Below are 14388 nucleotides of genomic sequence, written 5' to 3' on the forward strand. Positions count from 1 at the left end.
AGGTCAGGGGCGCAGCGCCAGGTACCCGCGTTCGGCCGCCTCCTGGATCAGCCACTGGTCCCGGTACCAGCCGGGGGCGGCGACCAGTTCGGCGTGCCGGCCGCGCTGGGCCACCCGCCCGGCGTCCAGCACCACGATCTCGTCCAGCTCGGCGAGCCCGCTGAGCCGGTGACTGATCAGCAGCACGGAGTGCCCGGCCGGGGCGGCCGCCAGCGCGGAGGCGAGCACCGCGTCGGCGGCGGCGGGATCGAGCCCCTCGGTCGGCTCGTCGAGCACCAGCACACCGGGCGCCGCGAGCAGCGCCCGGGCCAGCGCGAGCCGCTGCCGCTGGCCGCCGGAGAGCTGACCGCCCTCCTCGCCGACCACGGTGTCCCAGCCGTCGGGCTGCTCGTGCACCCAGTCCAGCAGCCCGGCCGCCGCGGTCGCCGCCGCCAGCTCCTCCTCGCTGGCGGCGGGCCGCCCGAGCAGCAGGTTCTCCCGCACGGAGGCGTGGAAGACGTACGCCTCGGCGAGCAGTCCGCCGACGGCGCGGGGCAGCTCCTCGGCCCGGTACGCCGACAGCCTGCGCCCGTCGAGGGTGACCCGGCCGTGCGCGGGGCGCACCGCGCCGGTGAGGACGGCGGCCAGCGTGCTCTTGCCTGCGCCGCTGGGCCCGACCACCGCGACCCGGCGACCGGGCGGCAGGTCCAGGCTGAACCCGTCCAGGGCGGGCGGGGCGCCCTCCCGGTACCGGACGGTGACCTCCTCGAACCGGACGTCGTACGGCCCGGGGCCGACCTCGGCGCCGTCGGAGGTGGCCGGACCGGCCGGGGCGTCCAGCAGGGCGGCGACCCGGGTCAGGCCGGTCCGCAGCTGGGTCCACTGCCGGGCGGCCCCGACCAGCGCCAGCGCGATCTCGACGGCGGCGAGCGTGCCGACCGCCAGGACGCCGACCAGCACCCCGTCCACGTCGTCGGCGAGCGCGGCGAGCACCACCGCGCTGGCGGTCAGCCCGGCCACGAGCACCCCCGCCGCGTCCACCGCGAAGCCCGTGGCGGCGAGCCGCCGCTCCAACCGGGCCAGCCGCCGGGCCCGCGCCCCGGCCGCCTCCAGCGCGTGCCCGGTGGCGCCGAACGCGGCCAGGTCGGCGGCGCCGTGGGTGAGGTCGACCGCGTCGGTGGCGAGGGCGCCGCGCAGCGGCGCCAGCTCGGCGGCGGCGCGCCGGGTCAGCGCGGTGGCCAGGGCGGGCAGCGCCACCCCGGCGACCAGCAGGCCGACCGCGAGCACCCCGGCGGCGGCCGGGGACATCAGCGCCGCCCCGCCGACCGCGAGCACGCTGACCAGCGCCGCCGCCGAGGCCGGCACCAGCACCCGCAGCAGCAGGTCCTGGACGGCCTCCACGTCGGAGACGAGCCGGCTCAGCGCGTCGCCGGAGCGCTGCCGGGCCGTCGGGCGGGCGGCGAGAGTGCCGAAGACCCGGGCCCGGACGTCGGTGATCAGCCGCAGCACGGCGTCGTGCCCGGCGAGCCGTTCGGTGTAGCGGAGCACGCCCCGGCTGATCGCCAGCGCCCGGACCGCCACGATCGCCACGGTGAGGCGGTCCAGCGGGGGCTGGCCGGCGGCGCTCATCAGCAGCCAGGTCGCGGTGGCCATCAGGGCGAGGCCGGCGAACTCGGTGGCGGCGGCGAGCAGCCCCGCGCCGAGCAGCCGGTTCAGGTACGGCCGGGCCAGCCGCAGCACGGCCCGCTCGGCGGAGCCTGCGCGCCCCGGCCCGGTCCGGGCGTCGGCAGCGGAGCCGGCCGCGAGGGTGGGCTGCGTGCCGGGTCGGGCGTCGGCGGCGGCACCGGGCGCGTGGGTGGGTCGGGCGTCGTCGGCGGGACGGTCGTCGGTCATCGGGTGGCCTCCCCGGCCGCCGTGGGCGTCAGCTCGGTGACCCGGCCGTCCTCAATGCGCAGGATCCGGTCCGCGTCGGCGAGCAGCGCCGGCCGGTGCGCCACCAGCAGCGCCGTCCGCCCGGCCACCAGCCGGCGGGTGGCGTCGAGGACGACGGCCTCGGCGGCGGTGTCCAGCCGGGCCGTCGGCTCGTCGAGCAGCACCACGGGCGCGTCCCGCAGGAACGCGCGGGCCAGCGCGACCCGTTGCCGCTGCCCGCTGGAGAGGCCGTGCCCGCGTTCGCCGAGGACGGTGGCGAGCCCGTCGGGCAGCCCGGCGACCACGTCGTCCAGGGCGGCGTCGTGGACCGCCGTGGCGAGCGCGGCGTCCGGGGTGTCCGGCGCGCCGAGCCGGATGTTGTCGGCCAGCGGGGCGGCGAAGAGGTGGGCCCGCTGCGGTACCCAGGCCACCTGGCGGCGCCAGCCGTCGGCGTCGGCGTCGGCCAGGTCGACCCCGCCCACGGTGACCCGGCCGGCGGTCGGGGTGACGAAGCCGAGCAGCAGGCCGAGCAGGGTGCTCTTGCCGGCGCCGCTGGGGCCGATCACGGCGATGCGCTCGCCCGGGCGGATGGTCAGCGTGACGTCGCGCAGGGCGGTGGTCCGCTCGTACGCCACGGTCACCGCCTCGAACCGGATCTCGCCGCGGCCGTCGGGGACGGCCGCGCCCGCGCCGCGCGCCGGCGCGGGGGCGGCGGCCGACAGGGTCAGCGCCTCGTCCAGCGCGGTGAGCCCCTCCATGCTGGCGTGGAACCGGGCGCCGGCCGCCCGCAGCGGCAGGTACGCCTCCGGGGTGAGCAGCAGCACCAGCAGCGCGGTCTGGAGGGTCAGCCCGCCGCCGAGCAGCCGTACGCCGACCGGCACGGCGACCAGCGCCACCGAGAGGGTGGCCACCAGCTCCAGCACCAGGGCGGACAGGAACGCGATCCGCAGCGTCTTCATGGTCGCGACCCGGTGGCCGTCGGCCATCCGGCGGACCACGTCGGTCTGCGCCCGGGCCCGGCCGAACGCGCGCAGGGTGGGCAGCCCGGCGACCATGTCGAGGAAGTGCCCGCCGAGCAGGGAGAGCCGCCGCCACTGCCGCTCGGTGGCGGCCTGCGCCTGCCAGCCGAGCAGCGCGCCGAAGATCGGGATCAGCGGCAGCGTCACCGCGATGATCAGTGCCGAGCTCCAGTCGGCGAGGAGGATCCGGGCCAGTACGGCGAGCGGCACGGTGACGCTGAGCACCAGCTGCGGCAGGTAGCCGGTGAAGTACGCGTCGAGCGCGTCCAGCCCGCGCCCGGTCAGCGTGGCGAGCTGCCCGGCGCGCTGTCCCGCGACCCAGCCGGGGCCGTGCCGCCCGACCGCCCCGAGCAGGTCGGCCCGCAGCGCCGCCTTGACCGTCGCCGCGACCCGCGCCGACACCGTGCCCTGCGCCCAGACCAGCAGCGAGCGGGCGGCCACCGCGGTGGCGAAGCCGGCCAGCGCGGGCCGGTCGAGCCGCCCTTCGAACGCGGTCGCCAGCAGCGCGGCCAGCGCCGTGGCCTGCGCGACGACCAGCCCCGCGGCCAGCACGCCGAGCAGCGCGAGCACGGCGAGGTCGCGCCGGGCCCCCGGGACCCGGCGCAGCAGACGCGGGTCGAAGGGACGGCGGTTCACCAGTACACCGGTGCCCTGCCGTCGGTCCGTCCCCGGAACACCCACCAGCACATCGCCTGAAAGCCTAGTAGGGCCGGCAGGAGCGGCAGCGTCACCCAGCTCAGCAGCCGCAACGTGGGGGTGCTGGCCGCCGCGTCGGCCACGGTCAGTGACGCGCCCGGGTCGACCGTGGAGACGAGCGCGTAGGGCCAGATGGTCGCGCCGGCCAGCGCCACCGGCAGCGCCAGGGACGCGCAGGTGGCGGCGAAGGCCAGCCCCGGCCGCCGCCGGGCGAGCGCCGTCCGGGCCGTCAGCAGCGCCGCGACCAGCAACGACAGCAGCAGTACGCCCACCACCGGCTGCCGTGCGGCGGCGCGTACGTCGGCGGAGAGCAGGCCGAGGGCGGTGGCCGCGCCGACGGTGGTGAGCGCCACCGGGACGAGCCGGGCGGCCAGTCGCCCGATCGGCGCGGCGTCGGCGGCGGGCAGCCGGAGCGTGAGGAAGGTCGCACCGTGCAGCGCGACCAGCGCGACGACGGCGAGCCCGGCGGCGGCCACGAACGGGGTGAAGAGGTGGGTCACCCCGGCGACGTGGCCGTCGGCGTGCAGCGGTACGCCCTGGAGCAGCCCGGCCAGCACGGCACCCCAGCCGAGCGCGGCGAGCACGCTGCCGACGACCACGATCCGGTCCCACCAGGTGCGGGCCCGCTGCCCGTCGGGGCGGCTGCGCAACTGCACACCGGCGGTCACCAGGATCACCCCGGTCAACGCGGCGAGCACCGCCGGGTAGAAGCCGGAGAGCAGTTCCCCCTCCAGCACGGGGAAGGCGCCGAACAGGATGCCGACGGCGGCCACCAGCCAGACCTCGTTGCCGAGGAAGAACGGGCCGACCGCGTTGAGCGCGGCGCGGCGGCGGGCGGGGTCGGTGTCCCGGGCGAGCAGCAGGCCGACGCCGTAGTCGTAGCCGCCGAGCACCAGGTAGACGGCGAAGAAGAGCCCGAGCAGGGCGTACCAGGCGAGTTCCACTGTCGTCTCCTCAGGCGAAGGCGGGCTCGGGGTGGGGGTCGGCCGGCGGCTGGTCCGGTTGCCGGCCCAGGGCCGGGTCGTGCGCGCCCCGGGCGGCGTGCCGGGCCAGCAGCACCCAGTTGGTGACGGCGAGCGCGCCGAGCAGCAGGCTGAAGCCGATCAGCGAGGTGAGCATCAGCCAGGGGCTGACCGGCGACACCGCCTGGTCCACGGGCAGGAGCCCGTACGCGGCCCAGGGCTGGCGGCCGACCTCGCGGGCGATCCAGCCGAGGATGACCGCGACGAACGGCAGCGGCAGGGCGAACTGGAGGATCCGCAGCGGTACGCGCAGCCGGATGATCCAGTCCCGCCACAGCAGCGGGAGCAGCAGCCAGAGCAGGCCGAGGGTGAAACCGATCAGGATCATGAAGCCGAGGCCGACGTCGGCGAGGGCCGGCGGCGTGTAGTCGCCGGGGCCGAACCGGGCCGTCCATTCGGCGATCAGCGGTGCGGCGGCGGGGTCGTCGCCGAACTTGGTGTGCTGCACGTCGCTGATCGCGAAGAACTGGGCGAAGCCGAAGCCCTGCACGAAGAAGATCGCCACTGCCGAGGTGATCAGGCCGATCCGCAGCCCTTTGCGGTGCAGCGCGAAGTCGTCGGTGCGCCGGAGGAGGTGCCACGCGCTGACCGCCGCCATCAGCATCCCGCCGACCAGCAGCGCCGCCGTGACGACGTGCCCGAGGGCCATCCGGAAGGTGGGGTTGTCCAGCAGCGCGGAGAAGTTGGTGAGGTGCGCGACCCCGTCGCGTACCTCGTAGCCGACCGGGTTCTGCAACCAGGAGTTCGCCACCATGATCCAGAACGCCGAGGCGTACGCGGTGATCGCGACGCCCCAGAGCAGGGCGAGGTGCACGCCCCGGCGCAGCCGGTGCCAGCCGAAGATCCACATGCCGAGGAACGTCGACTCCAGGAAGAACGCGACAAGCGTCTCGATGGCCAGCGGCGCGCCGAAGACGTTGCCGACGTAGCGCGACAGCCCGCTCCAGTTCAGCCCGAACTGGAATTCCATCACGATGCCGGTGGCGATGCCGAGCACGTAGTTGATCACGTAGAGCTGGCCCCAGTAGCGGGTCAGCCGTTCGTAGACCGGCTTGTTGGTGATCACCGAGGCGGTCTGGAGGCCGACCAGCAGGGTCACGAGGCCCAGGGTCACCGCCACGAAGAGGAAGTGGATCGAGGTGGTGGTGGCGAACTGCAGGCGGGCGAGGAGCAGGGTGTCCATGGCCGGCTCTCCGTACGGTTGGCTCACTTGTCGTAGCGAGCCTACACGTAGATTGCCTACGCATCGCTACTATGGCCCGTCGTAGACGATGCTACGACGATTTGTAGTAGCCGTGGGGGAGGGTGGGGCGCCGGGCGGTTCGCGTACGCGGGCGGTCCGGTCCCAGCATGTCCGGCGGCGATCCACGCGGCGGTAACTCCACCGTGCGCGGGGGCACGTCGGCGCTCCCCGGGTGCCGCCGAGGGAAGCGGGCGGCGCAGGGCCGGGCCGGGGCCCGGTCAGCTCAGGAAGAGGGAGACCGGCAGGGCGGCCACGTTTGTCGCCACGGTCAGCGCGGCGGCCCCGAGCAGCCGGGGCGGCCGGTCGGCGACCAGGAGCCGCTGCACCCGGACGTCGAGGTCCCGGTCGCCCAGCCCGAGCGTGCCGGCCGGAGTCACCCGGTTGCCGGCCGCGGCGAACCGGCGCAGCGCACCGGCCAGCGGGGCGTCGGCGTGCGCCTCCCGGGCCTTGTCGTCGGCCCGCATCTCTACCAGCAGGGCGACCCGGTCGTGCGCCTCGCGGACCCAGGCGAACCAGGGCAGCGCCCGGCTGAGCGCGGTGAACGGCAGCAGCACCAGGTCGTGCCGTTCCTGGGCGTGCGCCCGCTCGTGGGCGAGGACGGCCGCCAACTCGGCGCTGTCCAGCAGGTCGAGCGTGCCCGCGCTGACCACCACCCGGGGCTTCATCCCGGGCAGGCAGTACGCCGCCGCGCTCGGATGGTCCAGCACCAGCGCCCCGGGCACCGTCGGGTCCCGGCGGGCGACCAGGGCGAGCAGGTCCCGGTGCCGGCGCTGGGCGCGTACGGTGCCGTGGATGCTCCGGACGGTCGTGGCCAGCAGCACCGCGCCGATGCCGAAGCCCACCCCGACGGCGGCCAGGTGCGGCGCGCCCAGCCCGACGGGCAGGGTGCCGTGGGAGAGGTCGGTGGCGAGGGCGACCAGCGCGCTGCCGGTCGGGCGGTCGTAGGCGGACAGGCCCAGCGCCATCGGCACGCCCATGGCGGAGAGCCCGAGGGCCAGCCCGACCGCCTGCCAGCAGACGATCGCGACCCGGGGACTGCGCCACGTCCAGGTGGAGCGGGACAGCACCTGCGCGGTCAGCCAGCAGGCGAGCATCGACGCGGCGAAGTGCAGGGCGTACGCCACGACCGCCGCCCTACCTGTCCGCTGCCTTGCCGGTCCGGGGCGGCAGGCCGTCGACCGACGGCGCCTCGACCCGGTCGGTCAGCGCGCTCCCGTCGTGCCCGGCGCCTTCGGCCTCGGCCCCGAGGGCGGCGCGCAGCACCTCGGCCTCGGTGCCGGTCACCGATCGGGCGAAGCGCACCAGCGCGGCGTCCCGGCTGCCGCCGAGGTCGAGGGCGTCGAGCATGAGCTGGGCGATGTACGCCTCGCGGCTGGCGGCGGCCCGGTAACGCCAGGCCCGCCCCTCCCGCTCGCGCTGCACCATGCCCTTGCCGGCGAGCCGGTCCAGCACGGTCATCACCGTCGTGTACGCCAGCTCGCGGCCGTCCAGCGCGTCGGCCACCTCGCGCACGGTGATCCCGTCCGACGTGCCCGGGACCGAGTCCCACAAGACGTCCATCACCGCACGTTCGAGATCACCAAGCCGAGTCACGCCGCAATCCTACCCCCCGTAGTAGACCCGCCCCGCCCCGCACACCACAGCACCCACCCACGGCAGCACCCCAGCCGCTGACCCCACCCGAGGCAGCACCCCAGAGCTGAGCTCTCCCACGAACCTGTCCACGAACGGTTTTCCGGGGGAGCCCCGCCCGCGCAGGGATCAAGCCTGACCGCCCGGAGCGGGCGGGGCTCCCCCGGAAAACCCCGGGACAGAACAGTCACACCCCCTTGGGGTGCCAGACCGTCTTCGTCTCCAGCAGCGTGGTCATCCGGGTGATGCCGGGGTCGGCGGACCAGTCGTGGTCGGCCGGGGCCGGCCGGAGCACCCGCTTGAGGTTCTGCGCCGCCTTGACCTCCAGCTCCGTCGCCAGCTCGGCGTCGGCCACCCCGGTCAGGTCGATGGCGTTGACGTCCATGTGGGCGGCCAGCGCCGGCACGGTCTCGGCGATCCGGCCGGTGAGCAGGTTGACCACGCCGCCGGGCAGGTCGGAGGTGGCGAGCACCTCCGCCAGGGTCACGGCCGCCAGGGGCTGCGTCGGCGAGGTCGCCACGACCACCGTGTTGCCGGTGACGATCGCCGGGGCGATCACGCTGACCAGGCCGAGCAGCGCCGGGGACTCGGGGGCGACCACGGCCACCACGCCGGTCGGCTCGGGCGCCGACAGGTTGAAGTACGGCCCGGCGACCGGGTTGGCGCCGCCGTAGACCTGGGGGAGCTTGTCGGACCAGCCGGCGTACCAGACCCAGCGGTCCACGGCCGCGTCGACCTCGTCGCCGGGCACGCCGAGGGCGACGAACTGCTCGCGCCGGCCCTCCAGCATCTCGGCGACCCGGTAGAGGATCTGACCCCGGTTGTACGCCGTCGCCCCGGCCCAGCCCTTCACGGCGGCGCGGGCGGCGACCACGGCGTCCCGCGCGTCCTTGCGGGAGGCGAGCGACACGTTGGAGTCCTGCACGAGATACGACCGTCCCGACTCGCTGCGCGGGAACTTCCCGCCGATGAAGAGCTTGTACGTCTTGCGTACCGCGACCCGCTCAGACATTGAGGTAACCCTCCAGCCCGTGCCGGCCGCCCTCGCGACCGTAGCCCGACTCCTTGTAGCCGCCGAACGGCGAGGTGGGGTCGAACTTGTTGAACGTGTTGGCCCAGACGACGCCGGCGCGCAGCCGGTCGGCCATCCACAGGATCCGGGAGCCCTTGTCGGTCCAGATCCCGGCCGACAGCCCGTACGGCGTGTTGTTGGCCTTCTCGACGGCCTCGGCCGGGGTGCGGAACGTCAGCACGGACAGCACCGGGCCGAAGATCTCCTCGCGGGCGATCCGGTGCGCCTGGGTGACCCCGGTGAAGATCGTCGGCGCGAACCAGAAGCCGCGCTCCGGCAGCTCGCACGGCGGCGACCAGCGCTCGGCGCCCTCGGCGGACCCGGCGTCGGAGAGCTCCCGGATCCGCGCGAGCTGCGCGGCCGAGTTGATCGCGCCGATGTCGGTGTTCTTGTCCAGCGGGTCGCCGACGCGCAGCTGGGCCATCCGCCGCTTCAGCGACTCCAGCACCCGGTCGGCGACGTTCTCCTGGATCAGCAGCCGGGAGCCGGCGCAGCAGACGTGCCCCTGGTTGAAGAAGATCCCGTTGACGATGCCCTCGACGGCCTGGTCGACGGGGGCGTCGTCGAAGACGATGTTTGCCGCCTTGCCGCCCAGCTCCAGGGTGAGCTTCTTGCGGGTGCCGGCCACGGCGCGGGCGATGGCCCGGCCCACCTCGGTCGAGCCGGTGAAGGCGACCTTGTCCACGCCCGGGTGCTCGACCAGCGCGCGGCCGGTGTCGCCGGCGCCCGTGACGATGTTGACCACGCCGGCGGGCAGGTCGGCCTGCTGGCAGATCTCGGCGAAGAGCAGCGCGGTCAGCGGGGTCGTCTCGGCCGGCTTCAGCACCACCGTGTTGCCGGCGGCCAGCGCCGGGGCGATCTTCCACGCCAGCATCAGCAGCGGGAAGTTCCACGGGATGACCTGCGCGGCCACGCCCAGCGGGCGCGGGTTCGCGCCGAAGCCCGCGTGTTCCAGCTTGTCGGCCCAGCCGGCGTAGTAGAAGAAGTGCGCCGCGACCAGGGGCAGGTCGACGTCGCGCGACTCCTTGATCGGCTTGCCGTTGTCGAGCGACTCGAGCACGGCCAGCTCGCGGGAGCGCTCCTGGAGGATCCGGGCGATCCGGAAGAGGTACTTCGCCCGGTCCCGGCCCGGCATCGGGCCCCAGACCTTCTCGTACGCCTGACGGGCGGCGCGGACGGCGCGGTCCACGTCCTGCGCGCCGGCCTCGGCGACCTCGGCGAGGACCTCCTCGGAGGCCGGGTTGACCGTCTTGAACGTGCCGCCGTCGGTGGGGTCCACGAACTCCCCGTCGACGAAGAGCCCGTAGGAGGCTTTCAGGTCCACCACCGAGCGGGACTCGGGGGCGGGTGCGTATTCGAACATCGGCTCTCAGTCCAGGGTGAAGTAGTCGGGACCGGAGTAGGTGCCGGTCGTCAGCTTGGTGCGCTGCATGAGCAGGTCGTTGAGCAGGCTGGAGGCGCCGAACCGGAACCAGTCCGGGTCCAGCCAGTCCGCGCCGACGGTCTCGTTGACCATCACCAGGTACTTGATGGCGTCCTTGGTGGTCTTGATGCCGCCGGCCGGCTTCACACCGACCTGCCGGCCGGTGGCGGCCCGGAAGTCGCGGACGGCCTCCAGCATGACCAGGGTCACCGGCAGGGTGGCCGCCACCGGGACCTTGCCGGTGGAGGTCTTGATGAAGTCGCCGCCAGCCAGCATCGCCAGCCAGGAGGCGCGCCGCACGTTGTCGTACGTGGCCAGCTCGCCGGTCTCCAGGATGACCTTGAGGTGCGCGTCGCCGCAGGCCTCCTTGGTGGCCACGATCTCGTCGTAGACCTCCTGGTAGCGGCCGGCGAGGAAGGCGCCCCGGTTGATCACCATGTCGATCTCGTCGGCGCCGGCCGCCACGGCGGCCCGGGTGTCGGCGAGCTTGACCTCCAGCGGGGCCTGGCCCGACGGGAAGGCGGTCGCCACGCTGGCCAGGTGCACGCCGCTGCCGCGCAGCACCTCGGCCACGTGGGGGACCATCGCCGGGTAGACGCAGACCGCGCCCACGTGCGGGCAGGACGGGTCGGCCGGGTCGGGGCGCAGTGCCTTGGCCGCGAGGGCCCGCACCTTGCCCGGGGTGTCCGCCCCTTCGAGGGTGGTCAGGTCGACCATCCGGATCGCCAGGTCGATGGCCTGGGCCTTGGCGGTGGTCTTGATGGAGCGGGTGCCGAGCTGTGCCGCCCGCTGCTCCGCGCCGACCTGGTCCACGCCGGGCAGGCCGTGCAGGAAGGTCCGCAGAGCGGTCTCGGATCGTCCCAACTCGGAGAGCTCCGACCGGGCCGACGTCGCTGTCGCCGTCATGCCCCGAAGTCTACGCACCCGACCCGACAGTGATCTTGGTCACGGTGCCGTCGGGGCGCGCGTGGTGAGCGAGGTCGCCGGTCCGGCCGCACCCGCAGTGCGGAAGCGGGGCGACCGGTAGGTTGAGCGATCGTGGACGTACACGTCATTGACCATCCGCTCGCCCAGTCGCGGCTGACCGCCATGCGGGACGCGCGCACCGACTCCTCCTCGTTCCGGGCGGCGCTGCACGAACTCACCACCATGCTGGTGTACGAGGCCGCGCGCTCCTTCCCCGTCGAGAAGTACCCGGTGCAGACCCCCGTCACCGGCACCGAGGGCACCCGGCTGGCCAACCCGCCGCTGCTCGTACCGGTGCTGCGGGCCGGCCTGGGCATGGCCGACGCCGCGCTCGGCCTGCTGCCGGAATCCTCGATGGGCTTCGTCGGTCTGGCCCGCGACGAGGAGACGTACGAGCCGCGCGCCTACATGGAGTCGCTGCCGCGCGACCTCAGCGGCCTGCCGGTGCTGGTGCTCGACCCGATGCTCGCCACCGGCGGCTCGCTGGAGCACTGCTGCCGGCTGCTGGCCGACCGTGGGTGCACCGACATCACGGTGCTCTGCGTGCTCGCCGCGCCCGTCGGCATCGAGCGGCTGGAGCGCTCCGGCCTGCCGCTGCGCCTGGTCACCGCCTCCATCGACGAGGGGCTCAACGACCGCATGTTCATCGTGCCGGGGCTCGGCGACGCCGGCGACCGCCAGTTCGGTGGCATGCCCCGCTTCTGAGGTCGGCACCGGCACGTCACGGCCTCCCGCCGAGTTGCGGGAGGCCGTTCGCAACCGGGGCTCTTCCGCTCCGGCCGGCAGGCCGCCCGCACCGGCCGGAGATCCCGCGCCCGGTCGCCGGTAACGATCCGACCCGTCCGCGACACATACCTGGTGTCCCTGTCAGGAACTGCGGTCGGGAGATCCCTGATGAAACCCGTGGGTGAGCGGGGCGAGGACTGGTTCACCAGCCTCTACGCCGCGCACTACCCGGACATCGTCCGATACGGCCTGCGTCGGCTGCCCGACGCTGACGCGGCGGCCGAACTCGCCCAGGACGTCTTCGTCGTCGTCTGGCGACGGCGCGGCGAGGTGCCCGAACACGCCCTGCCCTGGCTCTACGCCGTGGCGCGGCACGTGGTGGCGAACCGGTGGCGGTCCCGGCAGGGCGGACCCAGCCTGCTCCCGCTCGCCGAGGCGGATCACGTGCCGGCACGGATCGTCGAGCCCGACGCCGTCGCGCCGGTGCTCGACCTGCACCGGGCGCTGCGCGCGCTCCCCGAGGCCGACCAGGAGATCCTCCGGCTGGTCGGCTGGGAGGACCTGAGCGTCGGCGACGCCGCCGTCGCCCTGGGCTGCACCCGGTCCGCCGCCGCCGTGCGGCTCTTCCGGGCCCGGCGTCGACTGCGCTCCGCACTGACCACGCCCACCCCCGCCCGCGGCACCCGCCCGGCGTCCGCCCACGTCTGAGAGGAGCACCATGCACACCACGCAGCGGGTCCGGGAGCTCCTGGGCCCGGCCGACCCGGCGCGCGACGTCGTCGTACCCCCGTCGCCCCGCACCGCCCACGACCTGATCCTCCGCGCGCAGGACGCGACCGCGACCCCGGCCGGGCCGGTACGCCGGGGCGCGTCCCGGCGCACCGTGTTCGTCGGCGCGGTCGCCACGCTGGCGGTGCTCGGCTCCGCCGGGGTGGCCCAGGTGCTGCGGGACGGGACGGCCATCCCGCCGGAGCCGGCGCAGCCGGTCGCCGGCACCGTGCTCAAGCCGGTGGCCTACGAGGTCGTCGCGGGCGAACCGGCCGATCGGCACCTGCGGGCGCTCGCCGCCCGCCTGGTGGACGCCCCGCCCGACAGCACCGCCGGCCGCTACGCCTACCGGCACGGCAAGTCCTGGGGCAGCCCGACGTCGATGTCGCCCGAGGGGCACATGATGAGCTTCGTGCACGAACGCCGCGAGTGGGCGGCGGACGACGGTCGCCGCTGGCAGGACGTCGAGCCCCTGGGTGCCGAGTACCCCGACGAGGCGTCCCGCGAGTACTGGTCGACCCGGCTACGGTCGACGGCGGCCGACCCCTCGGCCAGCAGGCCGCCGCGCGGGATCCGGGAGATCCCACCGGACCCGGTGAGCCGCCGGCTGCCGGCCGACCGGGCGGAACTCGAGCGCTGGCTCGGCACCAGAAAGCCGGCGGGCGAGCTGGCGATGCGCGTGTACCACCTGTACAGCAGCTACCTGGTGCCGCGGCGGACCCGGGCCGACCTGCTCACCATCCTGGCCGGGAAGCCCGGCTTCGAGTGGCGCGGCCGGGTCGTCGACCGGGCCGGCCGCCAGGGCGTGGCCGTCACCGCCGACCTCGTACCACCGGCCGGGCAGCCTCTGCAGCGGGCGCAGATGCTGCTGGTCTTCCACCCGGCGACCGGTGAAATGCTCGCGTTCGAATATCTGGAGACGGCCCCGAAGCGCCGCGTGCTGCACTACGAGCTCCTGCTCGACGCCCGGCGCACCGACACGCTGAGCTGACCACCGTCCGGCGCGCGCCGGAACGGTCGGGACACGGGGCCCGACCGCCCCGGCGCGCGCCGGACGGGTGCGGAGCCCGGGTGCGGCGGCACGCCATCGACGTCGAGTTGGTGCGCGGTGGTGCCCGCACCCGCTAGCGTGTCCGGCCATGACTGGTGTTGCTCTCGCCGAAGAGCTGCTTCTCCTCGCGTACGACGACGAGACCGGCAAGGCGACCATGCCGCGGATCAGCCTCGACCTGGGGATGGCCGCCGCGGTGCTGATCGAACTGGCCCTGGCCGGGCGGATCGTGTACTCCGAGGGGTCCCTGACGGTGGTCGACCCGACGCCCACCGGCGAGCCGCTCGTCGACGGGGTCCTCGCCCGCATGGCCGCCGACACGCCGCACAGCCCCTCGTCATGGGTGCAGCGGCTGCGGCACGGCCTGCGCGACAAGATCCTCGGCGACCTGTGCGCCCAGGGCGTGGTCCGTGACGTCGACGAGACCGAGCTGGGCTTCATCCACGTGCACCGCTACCCGACGGTGGACCCGGCCGTCGAGGCGGACACCCGACGCCGGCTCGCCGAGGCGCTGGCCAGCGGCGAGCTGCCCGACGAGCGGACGGCGGCCCTGGCCACCCTGGTGGCGGTGCTGCGGATGGAACCGGCGCTCGGCCTGAGCGGTGACGCGGCCCGGGAGGCCCGGCAGCGGCTGGAGGAGATCGCCGGCGGCTCCGGCTTCTCCGGCACCGTCAGCCTGGACGACTCCGTGGTCCGCCCCTCGGTCGGCCTCGTCGTGGCCGCCCTGGCCAGCGCCGTCAACGCCGCCCTGGGCCCCCGCCGCTAACCGCACCCCGGCTGGGGGCCCGCCCCCGCCCCCTACACCCCCCCGGCGCCGCCCCCCGGGGGGGCCCCCCCCCCCCCCCCCCCCCCCCCCCCGCGGGGGGGGGGGCCCACCCCG

The 14388-nt window shown here is 75.0% G+C and carries 13 protein-coding genes; 4 read left to right on the forward strand and 9 right to left on the reverse strand.

Going from position 1 to position 14388, the window contains the following annotated elements:
• Positions 1-3: 3 nt before the first annotated feature.
• The 9 genes from cydC to deoC all read right to left on the reverse strand — a co-directional run bounded on the left by cydC (position 4) and on the right by deoC (position 10903).
• Positions 4-1872: a thiol reductant ABC exporter subunit CydC gene (cydC, locus tag AB0B83_RS23570; protein WP_357579981.1), complete on the reverse strand. Its 1869-nt coding sequence runs from the start codon at positions 1870-1872 to the stop codon at positions 4-6.
• A complete protein-coding gene (gene cydD / locus AB0B83_RS23575; protein ID WP_357579982.1) occupies positions 1869-3545 on the reverse strand; it encodes a thiol reductant ABC exporter subunit CydD in 1677 nt (558 codons plus the stop codon). The genes cydC and cydD overlap by 4 nt, the downstream gene beginning before the upstream one ends.
• Entirely contained in the window at positions 3542-4549 is a 1008-nt protein-coding gene (locus AB0B83_RS23580; protein WP_357579983.1) for a cytochrome d ubiquinol oxidase subunit II, read from the reverse strand. The genes cydD and AB0B83_RS23580 overlap by 4 nt, the downstream gene beginning before the upstream one ends.
• A gap of 10 nt (positions 4550-4559) precedes the next feature.
• The gene (locus tag AB0B83_RS23585) at positions 4560-5810 is read right to left on the reverse strand and encodes a cytochrome ubiquinol oxidase subunit I (protein WP_357579984.1); all 1251 of its coding nucleotides are present in this window, start codon (positions 5808-5810) and stop codon (positions 4560-4562) included.
• A gap of 278 nt (positions 5811-6088) precedes the next feature.
• A complete protein-coding gene (locus tag AB0B83_RS23590) occupies positions 6089-6994 on the reverse strand; it encodes a M56 family metallopeptidase (protein ID WP_357579985.1) in 906 nt (301 codons plus the stop codon).
• Between the two features lie 10 nt (positions 6995-7004).
• The gene (locus AB0B83_RS23595; RefSeq protein ID WP_357579986.1) at positions 7005-7463 is read right to left on the reverse strand and encodes a BlaI/MecI/CopY family transcriptional regulator; all 459 of its coding nucleotides are present in this window, start codon (positions 7461-7463) and stop codon (positions 7005-7007) included.
• A 226-nt stretch (positions 7464-7689) separates the two neighbouring features.
• Positions 7690-8514, reverse strand: a complete 825-nt coding sequence (locus tag AB0B83_RS23600) for an aldehyde dehydrogenase family protein (RefSeq protein WP_311413745.1) — start codon at positions 8512-8514, stop codon at positions 7690-7692.
• On the reverse strand, positions 8507-9937 hold the full coding sequence (locus AB0B83_RS23605) for an aldehyde dehydrogenase family protein (protein WP_357579987.1): 1431 nt from the start codon (positions 9935-9937) through the stop codon (positions 8507-8509). The genes AB0B83_RS23600 and AB0B83_RS23605 overlap by 8 nt, the downstream gene beginning before the upstream one ends.
• A 6-nt stretch (positions 9938-9943) precedes the next feature.
• A complete protein-coding gene (gene deoC / locus AB0B83_RS23610; RefSeq protein WP_357579988.1) occupies positions 9944-10903 on the reverse strand; it encodes a deoxyribose-phosphate aldolase in 960 nt (319 codons plus the stop codon).
• Positions 10904-11035: 132 nt separating this feature from the next.
• Between deoC and upp the strand changes: the two genes are divergently transcribed.
• The 4 genes from upp to AB0B83_RS23630 all read left to right on the forward strand — a co-directional run bounded on the left by upp (position 11036) and on the right by AB0B83_RS23630 (position 14274).
• The gene (gene upp, locus AB0B83_RS23615) at positions 11036-11668 is read left to right on the forward strand and encodes a uracil phosphoribosyltransferase (RefSeq protein ID WP_089002050.1); all 633 of its coding nucleotides are present in this window, start codon (positions 11036-11038) and stop codon (positions 11666-11668) included.
• A gap of 189 nt (positions 11669-11857) precedes the next feature.
• The gene (locus AB0B83_RS23620; RefSeq protein ID WP_334605382.1) at positions 11858-12397 is read left to right on the forward strand and encodes a sigma-70 family RNA polymerase sigma factor; all 540 of its coding nucleotides are present in this window, start codon (positions 11858-11860) and stop codon (positions 12395-12397) included.
• Positions 12398-12407: 10 nt separating this feature from the next.
• The gene (locus AB0B83_RS23625) at positions 12408-13448 is read left to right on the forward strand and encodes a CU044_5270 family protein (protein ID WP_357579989.1); all 1041 of its coding nucleotides are present in this window, start codon (positions 12408-12410) and stop codon (positions 13446-13448) included.
• Positions 13449-13596: 148 nt separating this feature from the next.
• Positions 13597-14274 (forward strand): GPP34 family phosphoprotein, encoded by a 678-nt coding sequence (locus tag AB0B83_RS23630; protein WP_357579990.1) that lies wholly within the window; start codon positions 13597-13599, stop codon positions 14272-14274.
• Positions 14275-14388: the final 114 nt, after the last annotated feature.

It is taken from the genome of Micromonospora sp. NPDC049060 (assembly GCF_040649055.1).
Lineage (GTDB): Bacteria > Actinomycetota > Actinomycetes > Mycobacteriales > Micromonosporaceae > Micromonospora > Micromonospora reichwaldensis.